Origin of the sequence: Kitasatospora sp. NBC_00315, from assembly GCF_041435095.1 — a bacterium.
GTDB lineage: Bacteria > Actinomycetota > Actinomycetes > Streptomycetales > Streptomycetaceae > Kitasatospora.
Map to the genome: position 1 here is coordinate 2,167,327 of NZ_CP108025.1, position 23,293 is coordinate 2,190,619.

Annotated in this window: 24 protein-coding genes and 1 pseudogene; 12 read left to right on the forward strand and 13 right to left on the reverse strand. The window is 70.2% G+C overall.

All coding sequences use genetic code 11. From position 1 onward, the window contains the following. Positions 1 to 39: 39 nt before the first annotated feature. The 4 genes from OG823_RS08580 (at position 40) to OG823_RS08595 (ending at position 5,273) form a co-directional block, all read left to right on the forward strand. A complete protein-coding gene (locus tag OG823_RS08580; protein ID WP_371484358.1) occupies positions 40 to 879 on the forward strand; it encodes a carbohydrate ABC transporter permease in 840 nt (279 codons plus the stop codon). A gap of 20 nt (positions 880 to 899) precedes the next feature. Then, complete coding sequence (locus OG823_RS08585) at positions 900 to 2,255, forward strand: GH1 family beta-glucosidase (RefSeq protein WP_371484359.1); 1,356 nt, start codon at positions 900 to 902, stop codon at positions 2,253 to 2,255. Between the two features lie 388 nt (positions 2,256 to 2,643). Beyond that, positions 2,644 to 2,994 carry a hypothetical protein gene (locus OG823_RS08590; RefSeq protein ID WP_371478860.1) on the forward strand — a complete coding sequence of 117 codons (351 nt, stop codon included), beginning with the start codon at positions 2,644 to 2,646 and terminating at the stop codon, positions 2,992 to 2,994. A 923-nt stretch (positions 2,995 to 3,917) separates the two neighbouring features. Continuing rightward, entirely contained in the window at positions 3,918 to 5,273 is a 1,356-nt protein-coding gene (locus OG823_RS08595; protein ID WP_371478861.1) for a PP2C family protein-serine/threonine phosphatase, read from the forward strand. A 207-nt stretch (positions 5,274 to 5,480) separates the two neighbouring features. Here OG823_RS08595 and OG823_RS08600 read toward each other — a convergent pair whose 3' ends face one another. After that, positions 5,481 to 5,843, reverse strand: a complete 363-nt coding sequence (locus tag OG823_RS08600) for a hypothetical protein (protein WP_371478863.1) — start codon at positions 5,841 to 5,843, stop codon at positions 5,481 to 5,483. Between the two features lie 648 nt (positions 5,844 to 6,491). After that, complete coding sequence (locus OG823_RS08605; protein WP_371478865.1) at positions 6,492 to 7,655, reverse strand: epoxide hydrolase family protein; 1,164 nt, start codon at positions 7,653 to 7,655, stop codon at positions 6,492 to 6,494. A 97-nt stretch (positions 7,656 to 7,752) separates the two neighbouring features. Between OG823_RS08605 and OG823_RS08610 the strand changes: the two genes are divergently transcribed. Next, complete coding sequence (locus OG823_RS08610; RefSeq protein ID WP_371478866.1) at positions 7,753 to 8,352, forward strand: TetR/AcrR family transcriptional regulator; 600 nt, start codon at positions 7,753 to 7,755, stop codon at positions 8,350 to 8,352. Between the two features lie 82 nt (positions 8,353 to 8,434). Then, positions 8,435 to 8,794 (forward strand): hypothetical protein, encoded by a 360-nt coding sequence (locus tag OG823_RS08615; RefSeq protein ID WP_371478867.1) that lies wholly within the window; start codon positions 8,435 to 8,437, stop codon positions 8,792 to 8,794. On the opposite strand, the gene OG823_RS08620 is transcribed toward OG823_RS08615, so the two are convergent. The 4 genes and pseudogenes from OG823_RS08620 to OG823_RS08635 all read right to left on the reverse strand — a co-directional run. Further along, positions 8,791 to 9,318, reverse strand: a complete 528-nt coding sequence (locus OG823_RS08620; RefSeq protein WP_371478869.1) for a hypothetical protein — start codon at positions 9,316 to 9,318, stop codon at positions 8,791 to 8,793. The genes OG823_RS08615 and OG823_RS08620 overlap by 4 nt on opposite strands. 142 nt (positions 9,319 to 9,460) lie before the next feature. Beyond that, complete coding sequence (locus tag OG823_RS08625) at positions 9,461 to 9,844, reverse strand: hypothetical protein (RefSeq protein ID WP_371478871.1); 384 nt, start codon at positions 9,842 to 9,844, stop codon at positions 9,461 to 9,463. Between the two features lie 563 nt (positions 9,845 to 10,407). Then, positions 10,408 to 10,803 carry an STAS domain-containing protein gene (locus tag OG823_RS08630; RefSeq protein WP_371478872.1) on the reverse strand — a complete coding sequence of 132 codons (396 nt, stop codon included), beginning with the start codon at positions 10,801 to 10,803 and terminating at the stop codon, positions 10,408 to 10,410. 32 nt (positions 10,804 to 10,835) lie between these two features. Beyond that, a pseudogene (locus OG823_RS08635) lies at positions 10,836 to 10,958 on the reverse strand (MerR family transcriptional regulator); the annotation flags it as partial. Between the two features lie 1,138 nt (positions 10,959 to 12,096). On the opposite strand from OG823_RS08635, the gene OG823_RS08640 reads away from it, so the two are divergent. Together OG823_RS08640 and OG823_RS08645 are read left to right on the forward strand one after the other, a co-directional pair. Continuing rightward, a complete protein-coding gene (locus tag OG823_RS08640; protein ID WP_371478873.1) occupies positions 12,097 to 12,327 on the forward strand; it encodes a hypothetical protein in 231 nt (76 codons plus the stop codon). A 580-nt stretch (positions 12,328 to 12,907) separates the two neighbouring features. After that, positions 12,908 to 13,297, forward strand: a complete 390-nt coding sequence (locus tag OG823_RS08645; protein ID WP_371478874.1) for a hypothetical protein — start codon at positions 12,908 to 12,910, stop codon at positions 13,295 to 13,297. A 1,125-nt stretch (positions 13,298 to 14,422) separates the two neighbouring features. On the opposite strand, the gene OG823_RS08650 is transcribed toward OG823_RS08645, so the two are convergent. From OG823_RS08650 to OG823_RS08660, 3 genes are all read right to left on the reverse strand, one after another. Next, complete coding sequence (locus OG823_RS08650; protein ID WP_371478875.1) at positions 14,423 to 14,821, reverse strand: HPP family protein; 399 nt, start codon at positions 14,819 to 14,821, stop codon at positions 14,423 to 14,425. 177 nt (positions 14,822 to 14,998) lie between these two features. Then, a complete protein-coding gene (locus OG823_RS08655) occupies positions 14,999 to 16,519 on the reverse strand; it encodes a DEAD/DEAH box helicase (protein WP_371478876.1) in 1,521 nt (506 codons plus the stop codon). 371 nt (positions 16,520 to 16,890) lie between these two features. Then, entirely contained in the window at positions 16,891 to 17,094 is a 204-nt protein-coding gene (locus OG823_RS08660) for a cold-shock protein (RefSeq protein ID WP_030918248.1), read from the reverse strand. A gap of 484 nt (positions 17,095 to 17,578) precedes the next feature. Here OG823_RS08660 and OG823_RS08665 point away from each other — a divergent pair, with 484 nt between their 5' ends. The 3 genes from OG823_RS08665 (at position 17,579) to OG823_RS08675 (ending at position 19,029) form a co-directional block, all read left to right on the forward strand. Beyond that, the gene (locus OG823_RS08665; RefSeq protein ID WP_371478878.1) at positions 17,579 to 17,803 is read left to right on the forward strand and encodes a hypothetical protein; all 225 of its coding nucleotides are present in this window, start codon (positions 17,579 to 17,581) and stop codon (positions 17,801 to 17,803) included. Positions 17,804 to 17,869: 66 nt separating this feature from the next. Continuing rightward, complete coding sequence (locus OG823_RS08670) at positions 17,870 to 18,430, forward strand: hypothetical protein (RefSeq protein WP_371478879.1); 561 nt, start codon at positions 17,870 to 17,872, stop codon at positions 18,428 to 18,430. Positions 18,431 to 18,447: 17 nt separating this feature from the next. Beyond that, entirely contained in the window at positions 18,448 to 19,029 is a 582-nt protein-coding gene (locus OG823_RS08675) for a site-specific integrase (RefSeq protein WP_371478881.1), read from the forward strand. A 69-nt stretch (positions 19,030 to 19,098) separates the two neighbouring features. Here the strand turns inward: OG823_RS08675 and OG823_RS08680 are convergent, their stop codons facing one another. Next, a complete protein-coding gene (locus OG823_RS08680; protein ID WP_371478882.1) occupies positions 19,099 to 19,641 on the reverse strand; it encodes a hypothetical protein in 543 nt (180 codons plus the stop codon). 22 nt (positions 19,642 to 19,663) lie between these two features. On the opposite strand from OG823_RS08680, the gene OG823_RS08685 reads away from it, so the two are divergent. Further along, positions 19,664 to 19,807, forward strand: a complete 144-nt coding sequence (locus OG823_RS08685) for a hypothetical protein (protein ID WP_371478883.1) — start codon at positions 19,664 to 19,666, stop codon at positions 19,805 to 19,807. Positions 19,808 to 20,022: 215 nt separating this feature from the next. Here OG823_RS08685 and OG823_RS08690 read toward each other — a convergent pair whose 3' ends face one another. From OG823_RS08690 to OG823_RS08700, 3 genes are read right to left on the reverse strand one after another with little or no spacing between them, the layout of a single operon-like run. Further along, a complete protein-coding gene (locus OG823_RS08690) occupies positions 20,023 to 21,321 on the reverse strand; it encodes an ArsB/NhaD family transporter (RefSeq protein WP_371478884.1) in 1,299 nt (432 codons plus the stop codon). After that, positions 21,318 to 21,791: a CBS domain-containing protein gene (locus OG823_RS08695; protein WP_371478885.1), complete on the reverse strand. Its 474-nt coding sequence runs from the start codon at positions 21,789 to 21,791 to the stop codon at positions 21,318 to 21,320. Before OG823_RS08695 ends, OG823_RS08690 begins: the two co-directional genes overlap by 4 nt. A 2-nt stretch (positions 21,792 to 21,793) precedes the next feature. Next, positions 21,794 to 23,095 (reverse strand): cation:proton antiporter, encoded by a 1,302-nt coding sequence (locus OG823_RS08700; protein ID WP_371478886.1) that lies wholly within the window; start codon positions 23,093 to 23,095, stop codon positions 21,794 to 21,796. Positions 23,096 to 23,293: the final 198 nt, after the last annotated feature.

Here is a 23,293-nt window from a genome sequence, read left to right on the forward strand (position 1 = left end):
CGCCACAAGTCGGCGAGCCGCACCAAGCCCGCCTCACCGATGGCACCCCCGGCCTCCTTCCGGTGGTCACGCCGCATCTTCCTGCTGCTGCTGTCGATATTCGTCCTCACCCCGCTGTTCGTGATGATCAGCTCGTCGATGAAGCCGCTGCAGGACGTCCAGGGAGCCTTCTCCTGGATCCCCTCCAGCTTCACCCTCCAGCCCTACATCGACATCTGGACCACCGTCCCCCTCGGGGACTACTTCGTGAACTCCCTGATCGTCTCCGTCAGCGCCACCGCGCTGTCGGTGGTGATCGCGATCTTCGCCGCCTACGCCGTCAGCCGCTACCGCTTCCGCGGCCGCAAGCTGTTCACCGTCACCGTCCTCTCCACCCAGATGTTCCCCGGCATCCTGTTCCTGCTCCCGCTGTTCCTCATCTTCGTGAACATCGGCAACAACACCGGCATCGCCCTGCTCGGCAGCCGAGGCGGGCTGATCCTCACCTACCTCACCTTCTCGCTCCCCTTCTCCATCTGGATGCTCGTCGGCTACTTCGACTCCATCCCCCGCGACCTCGACGAGGCCGCCGCGGTCGACGGCTGCGGACCACTGCGCACCCTCCTGAAGATCGTCGTCCCCGCCGCCGTCCCCGGCATCGTCGCCGTCTCCGTCTACGCCTTCATGACCGCGTGGGGCGAGGTGCTCTTCGCCTCGGTGATGACCAACCAGACCACCCGCACCCTCGCCGTCGGCCTCCAGGGCTACGCCACCCAGAACAACGTGTACTGGAACCAGGTGATGGCCGCCTCCCTCGTCGTGAGCCTGCCCGTCGTCGCCGGCTTCCTCCTCCTGCAGCGTTACCTGGTCGCCGGCCTCACCGCCGGAGCCGTCAAGTGACCCTCCCCGAAAGGCTCTCCGTGAACGACCTCAGCGCTCTCCCCGACGACTTCGTCTGGGGCGCGGCCACCGCCGCCTACCAGATCGAAGGAGCCGTGGACGCGGACGGCCGCGCCCCCTCCATCTGGGACACCTTCTCCCACACCCCGGGCAAGGTCGACAACGGCGACACCGGCGACGTTGCATGCGACCACTACCACCGCTGGCCCCAGGACCTCGCCATAGCAGGCCAACTCGGCCTCGACGCCTACCGCTTCTCCATCGCCTGGCCCCGCGTCATCCCCCACGCCGACGGCCGCGTCAACCAAGCCGGCCTCGACTTCTACGACCGCCTCACCGACACCCTCCTCGACAAGGGCATCACCCCCTTCCCCACCCTCTACCACTGGGACCTCCCCCAGACCCAACAGGACCGGGGCGGCTGGCCGCAGCGCGAGACCGCCGAACGCTTCGGCGAGTACGCCCAGGTCGTCGCCGGCGCCCTCGGCGACCGCATCACCAACTGGGCCACCCTCAACGAGCCGCTCTGCTCCGCATGGATCGGCCACCTGGACGGCAACATGGCACCGGGCCTCAAGGACCTCACCGCCGCCGTCCGCGCCTCGTACCACCTGCACCTGGGCCACGGCCTGGCCGTGCAGGCACTGCGGGCGACGATCCCGAACGCGAACATCGGCATCGTCAACAACCTCAGCCCGGTGCACCCCGCCACCGACAGCGAGAGCGACCGCCTGGCCGCCCAGTACGCCGACGGCCACATCAACCGCTGGTGGCTGGACCCGGTGCTCGGCCGCGGCTACCCGCAGGACATGCTCGACCTGTACGGCGTGGACCTGCCCGTCCAACCCGGCGACATGGAACTCATCAGCGCCCCCCTCGACTGGATCGGCCTGAACTACTACTTCCGCCAGATCGTCACCGGCGACCCCACCGCCCCCGCCCCCCACTTCCGCCAGGTCCCCGGCCCCAACGTCGAACACACCGCCATGGACTGGGAAGTCCACGGCCCCGGCCTCGAACAACTCCTCCTGCGCCTGTCCGACGACTACGGCGTCCAGAAGATCTACGTCACCGAGAACGGCTCCGCCTACCACGACACCGTCGGCGCCGACGGCCAGGTCCACGACCCCGAACGAACCGCCTACCTCGAAGAACACCTCGCAGCCTGCGCCCGCGCCGTCCGCAAGGGCGCACCCCTCGCCGGCTACTTCGCCTGGTCCCTGCTCGACAACTTCGAATGGGCCTACGGCTACGACAAGCGCTTCGGTCTCGTCCACGTCGACTACAAGACGCAGCAGCGCACCGTGAAGACCAGCGGACACCGCTACGCGGAGATGATCGCGAACCACCGCCGACGCACCACCCACACCCCCTGACCCACCCACAACGACCCCGACGCCCACGCGCCGGCCACCCCCCACCCCCGGGGAGCGGCCGGCGCGTCGACGTTCGTACTGCAGGAGGACCCCCGGATCGGGCTCCGCCTCGTGGAGACCCGCGCCCGCCACGGCGCCCAGCAACGGTCGGCAACAGCGCCCGGTGGTCGGCCAGGATCGGCGAAGACGGCGTGATCGGAGTGGGCGGATCACGGTCGGCTGTCCATCGGCTGCGGACGGTGATCCTCCAGGCGGTGTGTCGTCTTGAGCGTGTCGTCTCCGACCCGTTCTGACATGCCTCGCGCACCCTCCCGCGCGCTCTGCCGACACGCCCCATCGACTCGGCGCTCTCCGGTTCGAGGCCGGCCCGGGCGCCGCACGAGTTCCGGTGCCGCCCAACGCGTCGGCCCGGCAGCGTGCTGTGCGCGCTGCCGGGCCGACGTGTTGGGCCGCTCCGGCGGTCGGGGTCTCCACCGCCCTGCGCCTGACCACCTGGGACGCCGTCAACAACCAGCTCTCCAGCCAGAACAGCGGCTCCGTGATCACCACCAGGATCAGCTCCGACCCGGCCGCCCCCACCGCCTACGACACGGTCGTGGTCTTCAACCCCACCGACAGCGACTACACCACCGCCCTGCCCGCCGGCTCCTGGACCAAGGTCCTCGACGGCAACGGTGCCACCAGCAGCAGCGACACCACCAGCAGCCCCCGGGCCGTGACCGTCTTCAAGAAGAACTGACCCTCCTCGCCCCGGCCCGCTCCTCGCCGGGGCGACGGCAGGACGCGGCCGGTCCCGTCGGAGTGCGAGCAGTCCACGTCCCTTCGTGATGACATGGGCAACAAGCCGTGGGGGGTGGACGACGAGGTGCGGGCCCGGCTTCTGCCGCTGCAGCCGGCCTGGCCGGAGCGGTCGCCGGGCCCGCCGCGGGCTGGAAGGCGCGCGGCCGGCCTGGCTGAGCCGTAGGCGCTGAACTCGGTGATCGACCACCACAAGGTGGACGTCCCGGCCTGGACGACCTTCACGTGCAGGTTGGTGGGCCTTGGGATCGTTGCGGATAACCCGAATTCCGCGCCCGGCGCGTCTGGCGCGTACGCGAAACGCGGCTGGCCTCGGCTTTCACCATACGAACCCGTCGACGAAGCACCGCTCCCAGGAGAGCGGCAGCAACAGGAACCTGAACTGCGGCGAAAACACAGAAAGGTCGTTCCCGCTGTTCAGCGGAAACGACCTCGGACCGTGTAAACACCGGTCGAGACGACCAACCTGCACCCCGTCGCCCCCCAGTCGAGCGATCCCTAATTACTTCCCGCCCGAAGGGCCGGGAGAGAATTGGCGACCACGAGCCGCAGCGTCAGGACTCCTGCTTCACCGAGCTGCATGTTTCATCTCCTCGCGATCGTCCTGCCGGTCACTGATCCCGGCACAATCCAGGATACTCCGCACCATGCGAATACGAGAACATTTTGCCCCGGACAATGATGCCTCCCCTCCGGCGAATGACGTGTCACCAAAAGTTTCGAGCGGGCGCGCCGCTAGGCTGACCCAGCACAGTTCGACCCGCCCCCTGTGGGTACTGCACCCCTCCCCACAGCCGCACGGACAAGGCTCAAGGCCGTGGTCGCCCAGAGCGCGGGCCCCGCCTCCAGGGAATGAGCAGCGACATGCATGCCGAACGGGACGACCCTTCTCCGGCGGACTCCTACGACGTGGACCGGGCCGTACAGCACGCCCTGGACCGCCTCACCGTGCTGGCCAACGCCAGCAACGCGCTGGCCAGCACGCTGGACCTGGCGACGGGGCTGCGCCGCTTGTGCCGCACCCTGGTGCCCGCCCTGGCCGACTGGTGCGCGGTCGACCTCCTCGACGAAAACGGTCGGCTACGGCGACTGGTGGTCGAACACCGTGACCCCGGCCAACTGCCACCCGGCCTCTTCGAAGCCCAACTGCCGACCATTCCGGACGGCTCACCCGCCGCCGTGGCCCGGGCCCTGCGCGGTGCCGGCCCGCTGCTCATCACCGACTTCCCGCCACCCGACCATGCCGGCGACCCACTGCACGCCGTCGAACTGGAACTCTTCGCCCACCTGGGCGCCACCACCGCCGCCGTCGCACCGCTTACGGCCCGCCGCCAGGTGCTCGGAGCTCTGACCCTGGCACGCACCGGCGAGGACGCGCGCCTGGACGAGGACAGCCTGGCGCTGATCGAGGATCTCGCCCACAGGGTGGCACTCGCCGTGGACAGTGCTCAGCTGCACGCCCAGGTCCAGCACACCGCCGAGCGACTGCAACGCGCCCTGCTGCCCGAACTGCCCAACACCGGAGCTCTGCAACTGGCCGCCCGCTACCAGCCCTCCCGCGCAACCGCCGAGGTCGGTGGGGACTGGTACGACGCCTTCACCCTCCCCGAGGGCGCCACCGCCCTGATCATCGGAGACGTCGCGGGACACGACCTGCGGGCCGCGGTCGCCATGAGCCAGATGCGCAACATGCTGCGCGGCATCGCCTGCGACCGCAAGGAGCCACCGGGCAAGATCCTGGGCCGTCTCGACGCGGCCAACTGGATCCTCTACCCGGACCAGACCCTGACCTGCATCTACGCGCTGGTGGAAAAGCCGGAGCCGCACGGGTCGTGGAGGCTGCACTACGCCGTCGCCGGCCACCCCGCTCCACTGCTGATCACCCATGAGGGCGACACCCGCTTCCTCGACGACGGGCGCAGTCTGCTGCTCGGTGTCGACCCCGCCCGCACCCGCCCCGACGCCGTCGAACGGCTGCCTCAGCGGTCCACGGTCCTGCTGTACACCGACGGCCTGATCGAACGCCGTGGCGAGGACCTCGACCGCGGACTGGCACGACTGCGGCAACACGCAGCCACGCTGGCCCGCGAACCCCTCGACGTCTTCTGCGACGAGCTCCTCACCGGCCTCGCCGCGGACGGTACGGACGACGTCGCCCTACTCGCCGTGCGCATCCCCCCTGCGGGTACTGGACCCGCCACCACCACCACCGCCGAGTGAGAACGCCCGGTTCACCGCCGGGACGGCGCCCGAGCGACATGCTCAACCGCCCAGGCCGCCCGGCGGGTGCGGCACCGGCCGCACCCCGGCGGAGCCGGCAGTCCGGGGCCCACCCGGCCCAACCCCCACGGTGCGGCCGAGCAACCCGGCGGGTTCGAGGCCCCAGGCGGCTCAGCCCCGGGGCACCGGCACCGCGGGGAACCCGCGTCAGACGTCGGAGTAGCTGAGGTCCCCGACCGTCCAACTGCTGACGTCCTCGATGGCGATGCGGTACATACCGCCGGAATGGGGAAGCGCGAAGTCGCCTTGAAGGATCCTCGCCCGGTGAAGATGCAGATGCGTGGGCCGTTCCGGTTGGCCGGTCGGGGGCCGGGTGAAGAGGGCCGCGAACGGCTTCAAGTGCTCCGAGGCCTCAAGGACCTCCGCCACCCGCTCCCACCACAGGGCCACCGGCGCGAGCCTGCCGGTGATCACCGCTCCAGGGACCACCACGGTCAACGACATCTGGTTGCTGTGCTCGGACTCCACCATCGCGGCGATGTCGACGAGCAGCCCGTCAGGGTTCGACATGACCCACAGATTAGGACACGGCGACCGCGACCCGAAACCCGACCCGACGCACTGGCTGCGGCGCGCAGGCGCGAGCGGGCTTCACACGGCGCCGACGCCGACCGCCCTGCGTGCATGCTGCGAACGGCGCGAGGCCGCGCGATTTTCTGACCTCGGCGAGCGCGATCCGGGCTGAGCGGCACACACCCTCGACTGGAGGCCGTCGACATCGTCGCGATCACACTGTTCTCACCGGACTCCTGGCGGGGTGCGGTGACGATGTCGTGTCCGGAGCAGGACGATCCGCGGCCTTGCTCGAGTGCCGCGGGTCAGGGCTGGTCGCCCACGAGAGCGATTGCGCGCGTCTCGGGAACTCCCAGCATCAGCAGGCTCATGATCGTCGCTGCTCGGGCGCCGAGCCGAACCAGGTCGAGGCGCGAGGCAGTCACCCGCCCCGAGCTCCCGGTCCTCCTGCGGGCCGGAGCGCTGACCCTGCCCCGCCGCGACCCTGCGCACGTCCCGCGCTGGGCACGCTGGCGCCGCCCCCACCAACACCGAGCAGCCGCCAGCCATCGCCGCTGGAACGAGATCACCGCGGCCGGCACTACCTGACCGCCCACCACGAAGATCACGAACTACATCTGCCGTGACTGAGCTCGCGCGTCGGCGTCAGGAACGAAGGGTGCGCAGGCCGGTGCGGATTTCGCTGACCAGGATCTCGGGCTGTTCCAAGGCCGCGAAATGCCCGCCCTTGTCGGCCTCGCCGTAGTGGATCAGATTGCTGTACGTGTCTTCGATCCAGCTTCGTGGCAGGAGTGGGATGTCCCTCGGGAAGACGGTCACCGCGACCGGAAGCGTCAGCTTCGGGCCGGCGAGAGTGCCCGATTTGTTCTCCCAGTAGATGCGGCCGGCCGACGCTGCGCTGTTGGTGAACCAGTAGAGGGATATCGCGTCGAGCATGTCGTCGATGCTGAGAGCGTCCTCGGCGAGCCCGTGGTTGTCGGTCTTGGACTGGAACTTCTCGTAGATCCAGGCTGCCTGACCAGCGGGAGAGTCCGCCAGGGCGAATCCGACAGTCTCCGGCTTCGTGCCCTGAAGGTGGTTCGACCCACCGAGCTCGCCGGTGTAGAGGGCGAGGGTCTCCACGGCGTAGCGCTGTCCGGGTGACAAGGCGTCGGGTATCTGTGCGGGAAAGGCGTACTGGGTGTTCAGATGAATTCCGAGAAGCCCCTCCGGTTGCATGGCCCCGAGGGCGGTGGTGACGACAGCACCCCAATCGCCGCCTTGCGCGGCCCATCTCGTGTAGCCGAGACGCCTCATCAGCTCCACCCATGCGCTTGCGATGCGCGATACAGTCCACCCGGTCTCCGTGGGCTTCTGGGAGAACCCGAACCCGGGGAGCGACGGGACGACGACGTCGAATGAGTCGGCGGCGTCTCCTCCGAACGAAACCGGATCGGTCAGCGGGCCGATCAGCTTCAGGAACTCGACGATCGAGCCCGGCCATCCGTGCGTGAGTATCAGCGGCAGCGCGTTGGGATTCTTGGACCTGACGTGGATGAAGTGGATGTCCAGCCCATCGATCTCGGTCAGGAATTGGGGGAAGCGATTGAGCTCGGATTCGAAGCGCCGCCAGTCGTAGCGGTGCTCCCAATGGTCGACCAGAGATCTGGCGTTCTCCACGCGAACCCCTTGTGACCAGTCGCCCACCGTTTCCGGATCCGGCCATCGAGTTCTGGCCAGTCGCTGCTTCACGTCGTGGATCTCCGATTCCGAGATCGAGACGGTGAACGGGCGGACGAGGGCCGAGGTCGCCGGCGTCGGTGCGGTCATTGCCTTCTTCTCCTGAGCTTCGAAGCACAGCGCAACTCCCCGTTGCACACTAGCGTGCAGCGTAATTCACTGCACGCTGGTGTGCAATACTGGTGTCGTGCCCACCGAGTCCTCCCGTGTTCGCTCGACGAACGAGACACGCGATCGCATCCTCGACGTCGCCCTCGACCTGCTGGGAGAGAACCCCGACGCCGGAATGGGCGACATCGCCTCCGCTGCCGGCGTCGTCCGTCGCACCGTCTACGGCCATTTCCCCTCGCGCCTCGACCTGGTCCGGACGCTCACGGAACGGGCCGTCACCGAGATGACAGCCGTGCTCACCGAGGTCAACGCCCCCGACGTGGAAGTGGACGCGACGTGGGTCGAATTCATCGCCCGCATCTGGCCGGTGGCACACCGGTACCGCGTACTGCTGGCGCTGCGCCGTGGCGAGTACGGCGAGGCGATCCACGGCCTGCTCGGGCCGGTCGATGAGCTCCTCGCCGACCTCGTGAAGCGGGGCCAAGACAGCGACGTGTTCGCACAGCACCTGCCGGCAGGCGTTCTGAGCCAGCTTGCCTACGGCACCGTGTTCGCCATCGCGGACAGCGACCTGTCGAACGGGACCCTCGGCGCCCGAGCAGCGACGATCACGAGCCTGCTGATGCTGGGAGTACCCGAGACGCGCGCAATCGCTCTCGTGGGCGACCAGCCCTGACCCGCAGCACTCGAGCAAGGCCGCGGATCGTCCTGCTCCGGAGCCTGCCTCCGACCGTGTTAGCGCCGCCCTCGAGAAGGTCGTGGACGAGCCCGCCGAGGAGCCCTGGGGTCTGCGCATCGAGCGGGTCGAGATCAAGGACATCGCCCTGCCGGACCGGATGAAGCGCTCCATGTCCGAGCAGGCCGAGGCCAGGCGCGAGCGCAGTGCCCGGGTCCTCGCCACCGACGGCGGGTACCGGGCCTCCCACTTGCTCCGAACGGGCGGGCCTCAGCCTGGGCCCGACCCGGCGGAGCGGGATCGCAGGGTGTCCAAGCGGTGGCGGTACTCGTTGGCGTCGATCTCGCCGCGGGCAAAACGCTCGGAAAGCAGCCGCTCCGGCGAGGGCCCCGAGGTGGCCTGCCAGTCGGGCGGGCGTTGCCAGGGCAAGTGGCCGAGTTAGCGGGTCAGAGCGACGGGATCTGCGACGAGCGACCATGGCTGGCCCGGATCGGCGAGAACGTCCTCGCCGACCACCTCGGCCCCGAGGTCATCCCGGTACTCGTCACCGAACTCGCCCACCAGTGGCGCACCCGCACCTGGTGCGGCCCCGAAGCGACGGCCAGACGCCTGTCCCGCTTCGGACCGACCGCCGCCGAAGCAGTGCCCTACCTGCGCCGGTTCTGGCTGCGCACCCCGCACTCGTACGAGCGGGCCGCCTACCTGGAGGCCCTGGCCGCCATCGACACCGGCGGCCTCGACCAGGCCCACACCGAGTCCCTCCGGGACTGCGAGGACCGGGCCCGGCTCCTGGGCATCACCCACGCGCCCAACAGTCCCGAGACCCTGAAGCGGGTAGAGCTTCTGCGCCAGCAGGTCGTTGACGCGTTCGGCTGCGACCCTCATCTCTGCGGTGGGCACCTGCGGGTCGCTGAGCGGGCTCATCTCGTAGCCTGCGAGGAGCAGCCCCGCGACCGCTGCCGTCACGACGAGTGTTCTGAACCCGGTTCCCACCTGTCTCCCCCTCAGCTGTCTGTGCTGTTCGTGGTCCTGCTGACAGCGACCGGCGACTTTTCCGCAGCGCGGCCGGTCGGCTGGCGTGGCGGTCCGGCGGGTGGGGCGGGTGGTGTCAGGCCGCTCCCTCGGTGGGGGTGGGTGTGGCGGGTGTGCGGGCGGCGAGGAAGTCCAGGAGGTCTGGGAGTGCGCCGTCGCCGAGGACGTCCGCGCCGTGGTGTGCGCCCGGGTAGATCCTGAGCAGTTTGCCGGGGGCGGCGTGCGCGGACGCGTCGTAGAGTGCCTTCGCGTCGGCGGCGGCCGTGCGGTCGTCCTTGTCCGCGGCGAAGAACGTGGGCAGCAGGGCGCGCTCGGCGTAGCGCACCGCGTCCCACCCGCCGGATTTCCTGGGGGCGCTCAGGGCGACCAGCGCGATCACCCCCTGTACCGGGCCCGGGGTGGTCGATGGCGCGGCCGCCGTGTCCAGCAGGGCGGTTGCGGTGTCCGCGGCGCCGACCATGACCGTTCTGGAGAAGCCCCTGCCGCTGAGGAAGTGGCCGGCCGGGCCGAGGTCGTCCGGGATGCCACCGCTGCTGTTCAGCGCGAGGACCGCGTAGCCGGCCCTGGTGAATGCGCCGAGGTAGGGCGCCCAGTCGCAGAGCGAGCCGCCGGCCCTGGTGCACGAAGAGCAGTGCGACGTCGGCGCCGCCGGCGTCGGAGTCCTGGAAGTACGCGGTGTTGGTGTGCCCGTTGTCCTGCACGGTGACGGAACCCTTGCGGGCCTGCTCGCCGGTGAGGCAGCCGTAGGTGTCACCGGTGCCGACAGCACCCGCGGCTACGCTCTGTGTGCTCTGGGCGGAAGCCGACGGCGTGTCCGGGACCAGGGGTGGGCCGGAGCTGGTGCACCCGGCCAGAGCCGCAGTGGTCACGGCGAGGCACAGTGCCGCTCTGCCCGTCCGATTCACGATCATTCCCCCAAGTCACTTCAGGCATCGCCCCGTTGTTCCTGCTGGAGCCTATCGGCCCGTCCCCGCACACCGCTCTGTTCCGGGTCGGGATACTGCTCGCGGCACAGGGCGAGGCTCAACTGGACGGGTGCGCCTGCCCGGCCGGGTCGGGAGGTGCCGTGGCGGGGCTGATTCGCAGCACTTGGTCCACCCCGGTACGTTCGAACGGGGCCACCACCCGGGCGGTGGGGGCCGGCACGTGGAGCACCCCGCCCGCCTCCTCGACTCGCAGGCGGGCACGGAGGAGGGCGTTGAGGCCGCCGGAGTCGCAGAACCTCACCCTGGACATGTCCAGTACCAGCTCCCCCGGCTCCGGCTCCGGCACCGCTGCCAGTAGCCGGTCCAGCGCCGCGTCCAGGATCGGCCCGGTGTCCTGGTCCAGATCCGCCGTCGCCGCCAGCACCGGATCACCCGAGCCCGGGCGCAGCCGCACACTCAGCGCGGGAGGATCGACGTGCGCGGGCGCGGCCATCGGCATGTCCTCACGGCCACGGTCTCCGCGGAGCCGGCGGTGGTGCCGGTCATCTCGACGGCCCGGCCCATGGTGTAGGCGGGGTAGTCGTCGTCGAACGAATCGGGCCCGGAGCCGGGGGTGTGGGTGTGGGGTCGGATGGTCGTCGTGGTCACTCTGCACCTCATCCACAGGTGGTGGCGAGGACGCGGCGAGGGGCCCCGGCGCCGTTGCGGCTCCGGGGCCCCGAAAGGGATACATCACCATCTGCGGCCGGCCGTCAGCCGGCCTTTTTCAGTTCCGCACTGCCCCGGGGGAGGGGGCGTGCGGGGATCGCGTATGCGTGACCGGAAACCACCGTCCTTCGTACTCAACAGGGGGTCTGCGGTGTCCGCCCGGACGAAACAACCTCACGGGCCGGGCGATCCTGATGGCGCTCTGTCCCCTCCGATTTCCTCTGGTGTGTACTGACCGAACTTCGAACTGCCGGGTACTGCGGGAGTGCCAACCACTGGTACTGCGAACTGCCGGGTACTGCTGGTACTTCATTCAACGCGGGTACTGCTGGTACTTCTGAACTGCATCTTCTCCGGCAGCCAGCCCCGTCGCCCGTCCTGCTCACCTGCTCGGCTTGGAACCCCACTGCACGGACCTCCCAGCACGCGCGCCCGCAGCCCGGCGCCTTCACTGGGGTAACCCGTCCTGCCACTGCTGGTACCGCTGGTACTGCTCAACTCATTCGCCCTACTGGTACTGCACCTGCACCTGCACTTGCCGCGGCACCGCTCGGTGGTGGCCCCTGATCACTGCGGGCCACCGGGTACGGCCGCCAGTCCGTCGCCGTCCTGCAACCGCGCTGGCTCCGGAACTCTGCTGCCGCACCACCTGCCACTTGCTTCACGCCCACCTGCCCGGCGTGTCCTGCGTACTGCTCACCCGCGAACGTCATGCCGCGGTACCGCGTGGTGGTGGCCCCTGATACCTGCGAACCACCCGGCCCGGCCGCCGGTCCCGTCGCCGAACTGCACCAACCCTGGCTTCAGAACCCCACAACCGCGCCGAACTGCGAACTTCCACAACTCCCCCGCCAGTTCTTGTCTGGCGAGTACCTCTCGACTGCTTGCTACGAGAGAAACACTAACCACGACACCGAGCGATGTCTACTCCAGCCACCACAGATTTTTCCGCGTTCGAGAGGAAGGTAGTCTTCGGCCCGCCCCAGCCACGGACGGCGCCCCCAACCGGCGCACGCACACCCCGGCGGCGCCCCGGCCAGGACCGGGCGCCGCACCCAGCGACGGGGGAGGACGGACCATGGACGACCCCGGCCCCGACCCAGGACCCGCGCACCCGCAGGCCACCGAACCGTCCCTGGTGGAAGCCATCACCGACGCCGTCCACGACGGCAACGACAGCGTCCTGCGACGACTGCTCGCCCGCTTCGCCGAACAAGCCACCATCACCGACCTCCACACCCTGCGCGACGCGCGCGACACCCACCAGAACCCCTACCAACAGGCTCCCGCACCCAGTGCCCGGCGATGAGACCCTGCCGCCCCCGCCCGCTCCGCAGCCTCGTCCACGATGTCCGGTCGAAACCGGCATCGCCCTGCGCCGCCGGGGCGTCACAGACATGAGTGCCGGCTCAGGACAGCGGCCGGACGCGCCGCCCTTCGGACGATCCGCTCCAGGACGACGGGGCGGGAGCAGGGCAGTGGGGTGTGGTTGTCGCGGGGCGGCCGGACGGTGGGTGAGCGTGGTGTTCGCCGCGTCACAGCGCTGTCGCCAGGCAACCGTGCGGGGCCCGGGAATCCCGCAGCACCGGGCGCGCCTGCACCCCGCAGCGGCACGGATCCTGCCAGCGTAGGGCGGGCGGGGCGTCTCGGCGCAGCCGCGGACCGAAGGGCCTTGTCGAGCGCGGTGGCGATGATCAGCAGTCTGAGCGCCACCACCACGGGTTGCGCCAGGTCCAGGACCAGCTCACCACCTAGGCCCCACCGCCCAGTGTTCCAGCGCCTCCACCTGGACAGTAGTCGTAGCCGGCCCGGCTCCCGCCTCGGATACCGTGTTCCTCTACGGGGTGCCATAACGGATGCGACACCCCCCACCGGAGGTAAGTCAGCGTATGAGTTCAAAGCGCAGCAAGAATCCAGCCCTGCCCGTACTTGACGACGCATTCCGACTCGCGTCGGTCAAGGACGCCGAAGAGTCCACCCGTGACTTGGCCGCGCGGCTGGCCACCGCCGAGTTGCGCCGCGTTTCCCACCCGGGCCGGGTCACCTGGGAGCCCACCGATCAGGCCGAGCCCGTACCGGTCCCGCCGACTGTGGTCGACGGTGACGGGGATCTGTGGCTGCGGGACCGGGGCACTGGCACCTGGACCATGCCCGAGTTCAACCCGAAGGAGTTTCCGGCCCGCTGTGGCGAGGTTCTGACGTGGAACCAGCTTGCCTGCGAGTTCGGCCCGCTGACCGCACTGGCCGACGACCGCCGCATCGGCGGCGGCCGGCGCTGACCGCGCAGCCTTCTGGGATGCCCGCGCCCCTGAAGCGCCCGTTGTCGGGTAGCTGGGAGCTCCAGCTCACCGCAGAGCTCGACGATGGCGGCGAGCAGGTGAGCGTGGTGGTGGCGTGCGACGGCCTCGAGCAGCGTGGTGCGGGCCTGGCGCCACCCGATGTCCTCGGTGCGGCCGGCCTCGGTGGACCAGCCGGGTAGCGGTCGGCCTTCGGTTGCCGTGGTGAGCGCGCGGCCCAGCTCGCCGATCGACTGCTGCCAGTCGGCCGACTGCCCGAGCAGGCCGCGCACCAGCTCGTCGACGGCGGCCGCCGGCCGGCGCCGAAGGCCCGCGCTTCGGCGCCGGCCCGGCGAGGAGGTCTTCGTCCTGGTCCTCGGGGGCTCGCACCTCGAAGCGGCCGCAGCGTCGAAAGCGGCCAGGGCGGCGTGCAGCTCGGCTTCGGGAGCGGCGGGCGAACACGGCAACGGGGTGCTGATGAGGATTCGTGAAGATCCCCAGGGTCGCTCTTCCCCTCATCAGGTCCAGAAGGTGCCGCAACTCTCGGTGCAGGTTGCAACCGTCCGGCGCCCGGTGCAGCCACTCGTCCAGCACCCGCTGGGAGCAACCCCCACGGGCCGCGCGGGGGCCTGTGAGCACCCGCCGGGGCGGCGAGCCGGCGGCCCCGGCGACGCTTGCCCAAGGGGCTTGCCCGACGACCCGAACGGCTTGCCCGGAGCGCTGCGGAGCTTGCTGCTCTGCCTTGCGGGCGACTGGTGCCTGCACCAGCGGCGCTGGGTCCCCGGCACCGCCTGCGTGGCGGTGGCCTGGGCCGGCAGCCTCTACACCGCGGTGATGGCCACGGTCACTGCCGGAGCGGGCGCACAACCCGTCGTCACCCCAGGTGTCGGCCCGCTCCTGCTCGGCCCACCGTTCGTCGGAGAACATCGCCCACCCAGCGTGCGGAGTACACGCCGTTGCCGTGCGACGGCCGGTCTGGTTGCTCCCTACGATGGGTGCCCCGCTGGCGGCTGCCCGGTTCGGCGGGAGCACTCCAGGCATGCCGCTCGGCTGCCACGTTCACTTTCGTGGCCGTCCCTGTCAGCTGGCCCACGAGGGCAGGGGCGCGTCCGTTCGGGGGGTGCGGACTTATGCGGTGAGCAGGCCGATGGCGCGGCCGTCGTGGTCGACGACGGGCCAGGCGTCAAGGCCGCGGGAGCGCATGGCGGCGGCCGCAAGGGCTGCGGGCATGTCGGCGGTGGCGAACGGGGCGCGGTCGTGGAGGATGTCGCGGACCGGGGTGCGTTCGGTGTACCAGGAGCGGGCCTGGAACGGTGCGAGGTGCAGGCGGGTCAGTAGACCGGCGCAGCGGCCGCCCTCGTCACGGACCAGCAGGTGGTCCGCGCCGGAGCTGAGCAGGATGTCCATCGCGGTGTCGGCCATGATGTCGTCGGTGATCTGCAGCTCGGGGCGCTGCATGAGGTCGCCAACGGTGGCGGTGGTGGCGGTGGTGGCGGTGGTGGCCAGGCGTTCCAGGGTGATGGTCACGGGCGGGTTCCTTCGTGTCGGTCCCGCCGGTGACGGCGGCATTCCGAGCCACAGGCAGCGGCTCGGGGCAATTCGGCAGGTAGGGGTGCCAGTGCGGTCGCCACAGGTTGTGGCCACTGGCTTCGGGATGTGGGCGTGCCCCGCTCTGCGAGGCGGAGCGGGGCACGCCTGGCTCGCTTACGCGGCGAGGGCGACGGGCGCTGCCTGACGGCTGCTCGGGCTCTGGGTGCGGCGGCCGGTGGAGGGACGGCGGCGGTTGCGGTTGCGGCTGGCGGAGGCGCTGCGGCTCGCCCGCTCGACGACGGGGACGACGATCGCCGTGGGGATGCCGGTGGGCACCCGGGCGCCGGTGATGCGGGCCAGCTCGTCGTCGGTGGAGTGGACCCGGGTGGATTCGGGGGTGATGGCGGCGGTGGTCATCATCCGGGCCATCTCACGGCGCTGGTTGGGCAGCACCAGGGTGACGACGGTGCCGGACTCGCCGGCGCGGGCGGTGCGGCCGGCCCGGTGGAGGTAGTCCTTGTGGTCGCTCGGCGGGGCCAGGTTGACGACCAGGTCGAGGCCGTCGACGTGGATGCCGCGGGCGGCGACGTTGGTGGCGATCAGGGCGGTCACGGCTCCGGTGCGGAACTGCTCCAGGGTGCGGGTGCGCTCCGGCTGGGACTTGCCGCCGTGCAGAGCCGCGGCCTTGACCCCGTTGGCGAGCAGGTCCTCCACGAGGCGGTCGGCGCCGTGCTTGGTGTCGATGAACATGATCACGCCGCCGTCGCGGGAGGCGATGTGCGCGATGGTGGCGTTCTTGTCACTGTTCTGCACGTGCAGCAGGTGGTGTTCCATGGTGCTGACCGCGCCTGCGGACGGGTCCACCGAGTGGGTGACCGGGTCCTTGAGGAAGGTGCGCACCAGGCGGTCGACGTTGCGGTCCAGGGTGGCGGAGAACAGCATGGTCTGGCAGCCCTCGGCGACCTGCTGGAGGAGCTCTGTGACCTGCGGCAGGAAGCCCATGTCCGCCATCTGGTCGGCCTCGTCCAGCACCGTGACGGCGACGCCGTCGAGCTGGCAGTCGCCGCGCTGGATCAGGTCCTTGAGCCGGCCGGGGGTGGCCACGATGATCTCTGCGCCCCGGTTCAACTGCTGGGCCTGGCGGCCGATGGACATCCCGCCGACCACTGTCGCCATCCGCAGGCGCACGGCGTGGGCGTAGGGGGTGAGCGCCTCGGTGACCTGCTGCGCCAGCTCGCGGGTGGGGACGAGAATCAGCGCGAGCGGGCGGCGGGGTTCGGCCTTCTGCCCGGCGGTGCGAGCCAGCACGGCGAGGCCGAACGCGATGGTCTTGCCGGAGCCGGTGCGGCCCCGGCCGAGGACGTCGCGGCCGGCCAGCGAGTTCGGCAGCGTCGCGGCCTGAATCGGGAACGGCGAGGTGACGCCCTGCCGGGCCAGCACCGCCAGCAGGGCCTGCGGCATGTCGAGCTCCTCGAAGGACTCGACGGGCGGCAGCGCCGGGGTGGTGCTCACCGGCATCGCGAACTCGCCCTGCGGGCCGGAGTTCTGACGGCTGCCCCGACCGGAGGACGGCCGGTCACCGTAGAAAGAGCTACCGCCGGAGCGGGAGCCGTAGCCGGTGCTGCCGCCGGAGCGGGAGGACGAGGCGGAGCGGGAGTTGGCGTTCTGGTACGAGGAGCGACTGGAGCGGTTCATGCGGGAGACCTTCCTCATGGCGGCACGTCACAAGGACGGCTCCGCAGCGCGAGGCGCCGGCGGAGCCCGCAAGGGGACGGGCCGAGAAGTCTGACGGGGTGGGGCGTGGACGGTAGAACCGTGCGGCACGTCACCTCAGGTCGGTGCTCACCGCGGAGGGCGGGAGCGCAGATCCTCGAACCGTGGAATGTCACGGCAGGGCGCCGATCCGGACGCGGCGCTGTGCGGCTCGCGTGGGGATGGCCACCGGTGGCGGAGCCAAGGGGGCCTGGGCGGCCCGGGGTCGATCGTGGCGCAATGCCGAGGGGCCCGCACCGGGCGTGTACGCGGTGCGGGCCCCTCGCTGCTAGGCGGGTGCCATGGCAGAAAAACTACAGCGGACGAATGTTCTCGGCCTGCGGGCCCTTCTGGCCCTGCGTGACGTCGAACTCGACCTTCTGGCCCTCGAGCAGCTCACGGAAGCCGTTGGCGTTGATGTTCGAGTAGTGGGCGAACACGTCAGGACCGCCACCCTCCTGCTCGATGAAGCCGAAGCCCTTTTCCGCGTTGAACCACTTCACAGTGCCATTAGCCATAAAGAAATCTCCTTCAAGGGGCTGTCCGGAACCCGCACAGTGCGGACTCCGAGTCGCCGCGATGAGCACCCACCCGGGGAAGAGCCGGGAAACAAAAAATGCGCCTGCGATACATCAGCAGGCGCACACAAAGTTCATGGGAACCACTACTGCAACTAAGGAGACTATAGCAGGCCACGGCCCACTGCGGTGGGAGATTTTGCCCCGTAGGCGCTGGAGCCCCGCCCCGCGGGCGGGGCTCCAGCCATTTGCAAGGAACGAAGTGGACTCCATGGCAGGGCAGTTGAGGCTCCGCAGCCTGCCCCGGATGTCGGGACCGAGGGGCCGGGGTACGGTGCGACCGGCACAGCTTCAGAGTCGCCCTGCGCAGGTGTAGACCGCCGGCCCCGAGCCGGCAAGGTAAAGCTGCCTGCCGTTTCGGGGTCGGCGGAATCATGGCTTCCGTGCGGGGTCGATTTGTGCTTTTCGCTGCATACTGAAGGGGATGACGAAATCAGTGGTCCGGCGCCACCTGCCCACCAGTCCCTTCAAAGTCTGGGCCGAAGCGCCGCGCAAGCGGTTCGCGGTGGGCGACCGGGTCTCGCACGACCGGTACGGCCTCGGCCGGGCGATCGGGGTCGAGGCCGACAGTGGCATCGCGGTCCTCATCGACTTCGGATCACAGCAGAGGCGGATCACCCAGCCGTACGCCGCGCTGTTCAAGCTCTGAGGAGACCCCTCTCTCAGCCCCACGGCCTCTTTCTCGGCGGGTGCTCAGCGGTGCTGCCACCCCACGATGAAGATCGGCGATCTCACCCTCCAGGTGAGCGAGAAGTGCCTGATCATCCGCCGGCACGTCCCGGCCAAGCCTTTGTGCCACCTCGCGGTGCAATTGCAGCGACCCGCCCCTTCCGTCGGCAACAAGCACGGACAGGAGCGGCTCGCCAGCTGCCGTCGGCTGGTCCACCGCCGGACCACCGTCGCGAGCTACCTGCGGGAGTGGCTCGCCACGAGAAAGCCACACCTCGCTCCGAACACGTACGCCGGCTACGCCGCGTGCGTCGAGCGCGACCTCATCCCCGCCTTCGGCCACCTGCGGCTCCTCGACCTGCGCCCGGAGCACATCGACGCCTGGGTCACCGCACAACTGGCGGCCAACCGGGGACGTGTCACCGTCTACCGGGCCGTGTCCACCCTGCGAAACGCGCTGAACGCCGCAGTGCGTTCGTGGCGCCTACGGTACAACCCGGCCAAGCACTCCGTGCCGCCCAAGCCCCGCGCCGAGCGCACCTGCTGGACCCCCGAGCAGGCCGCGACCTCCTGCGGCACGGTGCGGAGCAGTACGCGGACCAGCTGACCGATCTGTTCGAGGTCATGCTCGGCACCGGCATGCGCCGCGGTGAGGTCCTCGCCCTGCACTGGTCGGACGTCCACCTCATGGACCGCAAGCTCTACGTCCGCTGGACCCTGGCCGCGATCGACAACGGGAAGATTCACCTCCGGGAACCGAAGACCGAGGCCGGCCGCGCCTGGATCAGCCCCTCCCCCAGAGTCATGGCCGCCCTCCACCGCCAGGCCGCGATCCAGATGGCCGCCCACCCCGACGCCCGGCTCGAAGGCCTGGTCTTCGGCCGCCCGGGCGGAACGCCGCTGCGGCCCCAGTGGGTCCTCGACCAGCTCCGCAAACGCACCGCCGAGCTCGACCTGCCCAGGATCGGCCTGCACGACCTGCGCCACACCGCCGCCGGCATCATGATCGCCGAGAACATCCCCATCGCCGTCATCTCCAAGACCCTGCGGCACTCCACCATCGCCACCACGATCAACCTCTACGGCAACCTCCTCAAGGACTCCGCCGACCAGGCCGTGCTCGCCCTGGCCCACGCTCTCGACCGGGCCGCCGCAAAGCGGAGTCCGATCCCCGAGCCTGGCGAAGTCTTCCGGCGGGCGGCGTAGCCACGCGTCGAACGACTTCGGCACTACGGCTTGGAACCGAGCGCGGGGCCTCTCTGGCCGGAGCGCCGGTCAGAGATCTCCGAGCATCGCGCCGGCGACAGGAGTCTCGTCCTCCTCGGAGTCCGGACGGAGCATGTCGAGGAGGTCGCGAGCCGCCCATTCCGGGAGGGTCATCGCCGGCGGTACCGGCAGCCCGGCTTCGCGCCGCAGCGATCCCTCCTTGAAGACGGCCTCGGTGATCCAGACGAGCGTGTCGTCGTCGAGGAGGTCCGGGTGGCCGGCCGCCGTGTCGGCCAGGTATTCGGTGTCGGGGAAGTCGGCGGACACTGCGGCGGGCAGGCTGCCGTTGCTCGCCGCGCGGGCGATCGCGCGGCGGGTTGCGGTCTCGTACCAGCCGGATCCCCACCATTCGCCGACGGACTCGGTGCGGGAGCCGTGCAGGGTGAGCATGCGCAGGACGGCTTCGGGGCCGAGCGTCTCGTCGGCCCGCTGCCAGAGGTCGATCTCGCGGTGCACGGAGGCGAGGACGGGTGTCCAGCCCTCTTCGAAGATGTCGGCAAGGGCCTGTCCGCTGGCGAGGCGTCGGGCGGGTGCGGTGAGGGCGAGTCGCACGGCCGGCCAGTCGACACCTTCCGTGGTGCACGACGCGTTCGGCCGCCGCCGCAAGGGTCGGCCGGAGGTCGAGGCCGCGTTCGACCGGCTCATCGCCGACTGGACCTGCGAAGGCCGCCGGCAGGCCGCCCTGCACGGCAAAGCCCCGCGGTGGGGTCGCTGGTGAACTGGCCGGACATGGCGGACAGGCCCAGGGGCACGGTCTGGTTCTCGTTGGAGATGAGCAGGACGACGGGGAAGAGGAACTCGTTCCAGCTCCAGATGAAGAAGAACACGACCGGCTGTCCAGGCTGGAGTCCGCAGGCCGCCTCACCAGCCGCGAGGAGGAAGCGTCCCGATGATCCCGGCATGCCACCACCGGCACCGGCCGACAGCCCGCCGTCACGCGAGGGCGAAGTAGCGCAGCCAGAGGTAGAGGGCGGAGACGGCGATGGTGACGGCGGCGACGGGGGCGCCGTAACGGGTGAAGGTCCAGAAACTGATGGGGGTGCGGTTGCGCTCGGCGATGCCGAGGACGACGACGTTGGCGGAGGCACCGATGGCGGTGGCGTTGCCGCCGAGGTCGGCGCCAATGGCCAGCGCCCACCACAGGACGTGGCCGTACGGCTCACCGACGGTCTGGACGAGGTCGGCGGTGATGGGGGCCATGGTGGCGACGTAGGGGATGTTGTCGACCACCGCGGAGAGAATCCCGGAGGCGGCGAGCAGGAGCATGACCGCGCCGAGCGGGTTGCCTCCGGTGGCGTCGGCGAGGGCCTTGGAGACGGTCTCGATGACGCCGGTCTCGATCAGGGCGCCGACCATGATGAACAGCCCGGCGAAGAACGCGAGGGTCGGCCACTCGACCTCGCCCAAGACGTCCTTGACCTCGACCTTGGAAACGGCCACCAGCAGGCCCGCGCCCAGGAGCGCGACCACCGACGGGGCGTAGTGGACGACGGGATGGAGAACGAACCCGGCGATGACCAGGGCGAGGACGGCGAGACCCTGGGCGAGGAGGCGGTGGTCGTGGACGGCCTCGCGCTCGTTGAGGGCCAGGACCTCGGCCGCGCGGTCCTCGTCGTAGCCGAAGTGGGCGCGGAACATGATCCGGCACATCACCAGGAGCACGCCGGTCAGGACGATCGCGAGGGGGGCGAGGTGGACGAGGAAGTCGTTGAAGTTGAGGCCGCCGCGGCTGGCGATGATGATGTTCGGCGGGTCGCCGACGAGGGTCGCTATCCCGCCGATGTTCGAGGCGAGGACCTCGGCGATCAGGTACGGGGCGGCTTTGAGTCCGAGCCGCCGGCAGACCAGCAGGGTGACCGGGGCGACCAGCAGCACGGTGGTGACGTTGTCGAGCAGCGCGGACGCGGAGGCGGTGATCACCACCAGCATCGCCATGACACGGAAGGGTCTGGCACGGGCGCGCTTGACGGACCAGATGGCCAGGTACTCGAACAGGCCGGTGCGTTTGAGGATGCCGACGATCATCATCATGCCCATGAGCAGGAAGATGACGTTCCAGTCGATGCCGGAGTCGGTGGAGAAGAACGCCGACTCGTCGTCGGTGGCGCGGATGGCGAGCATCAGGGCGGCACCGCCGAGGGCTGCGGCGACCCGGTGGACCCACTCGGTGATGATCAGGACGTAGGCGGCGGCGAAAACCGCCAGCGCCGCCCAGGCTTGCCAGTTGTTCACGCGTTCCCCAGGAGTCGGTGCAGCAGGTGCGAGGCGGTGATCACGCCGAGCAGCTCCCCGCCGCTCCCGTCGCGGCGGGCGGCGGGGCGTTCGACGACGGCGACCAGCGGGCTGCGGGTGCGGGCCATCAGGGCGGCGACCTCCACGGCGGTGTCATCAGCGGCGGCGACGGCCGGCTCCGGGGCGTCCCTGGGCAGGCACTCCCCCACGCTGACGCCGACGAGCTCCTCGCAGAGCCGGTCGGCGTGGGCCTCGTCGATGACGGCGGCGAGCGAGGGGTCCTCAATGATGTAGCCGGGCACCAGCAGCCGCACCAGCTGGGAGGCGGGCAGGATCGCGCGGGGGCGGCCCGCGTCATCGACGACCAGAACGCCGGGCAGGCGATGCTCGGCGAGCAGGCGGGCGGCGTCCAGGGCCTGGTCGTCCAGGCTCACGGCGGGGAACGGTTCGGCGAGGTCGCGTGCGCGCATCGTCAGATCTCCTTCGTCACAGCGGGCAGCGTGTCGGCGGCCCGCTGGGCCGGGACGGCGTCGCCCGGCCGAGCCGCCGTCGGGGTGGTTGCACCGGGCCGGGCGCTCTCATCCTGGTCGTCGGGGACGGGCACCGGATCCTCGACACGGAACAGCCCGGCGACGGGCACGTCCGAGCTGGAGTGCAGGACGATGGAGAAGGCGATGCAGACCGCGATCAGCGTGTACGCCTGCTCGCCCTCGGGGATGCCGGCCTGCAGGACCAGCAGTCCGTAGACGACGGAGGCGAAGCCCTTGGGGCCGAACCAGGCGGCGACGAACTGTTCGCGCCGGTCGATGCGGGAGCGGAGCAGGGAGAGCAGCAGGGAGGCGGGGCGGATCAGGACGATCGCCAGGACCACCGCGACGTACCCGCCGACCGAGAGGTTGCCGAAGAGCCGCGGGGTGAGCAGGGCCCCGAAGACCAGCAGAGCGGCGAACTTGCTCAGCTCCGCGAGGGCCTCCCCGAGCGGTTCGAACGAGCGCTTGGACTCCGGGGAGACGGAGGCGAGGACGGCTCCGGCGGAGAACGCGGCGATGTAGGAGTTGGCGTCGGTGAGGTGACAGGCGGTGTAGAGGACGACCCCGGTGGCGAGCGGCAGCAGCGGCTGCAGTTTCGCCTCGGCGCCGAGGGGCGGCACCCGCACCAGCAGGTTCACCAGCAGCGGCAGCACCACGCCCAGGACCAGGCCGCCGAGCAGCTCCAGGCCGATCACGGCGAGGGAGGACTCGGCGGTGGGCGAGGTGGGGCCGGCGGCGGCGATCAGCACGAGTACCACCGGCAGGGCGAGGCCGTCGTTGAGGCCGGACTCGACGTTCAGCAGCTGCCGCAGCCGGGCGGGAACCTCCTTACGACCGACGATCGCCGAGGCGAACACCGGGTCGGTCGGGGCGAGGACCGCACCGACCAGCAACGACGTCGTCCAGTTCAGCCCGACGACGAAGTGCGTCACCAGGGCCATGCCGGCGAAGGCCAGCGGCATGCCCAGACCGAGCGCGCGGGCCGGGTAGCGCCAGGCGCCGCGCAGCGCGGGGAAGGAGACGTGCATGCCGTCGGTGAACAGGACCGTGAACAGCGCGAGGTCGGCGGTCATGACCACGATCGGGTCGTTCGGGGCGATGTGGATCAGCCCGAGGAAGCCGTCACCGACCAGGGCACCCGCCAGCAGGAACAGCAGCGAGGTGGACAGGACGGTACGGGCAGCGAGCCCGGAGACGAGGACCGCGACGAGTAGCGCGACCCCGAAAACAGTGATGAGCACCATACGAGCCCCCTGGCGAAGAAGAGATCTGTCCCTTTTTCGCCGACCAGGCTTCCCGGCACTCCACCCAGGACTTTATACGACTTTTACGGCTCTCTAACAGGCTTTTGACGGCCGAACGACGCCCCGCTGCTCACGCCGTGACAGTCCGGACGGCGACACCTGACCGTTTGGTCCCCACCTCAGGCCGCTACCGCCGGG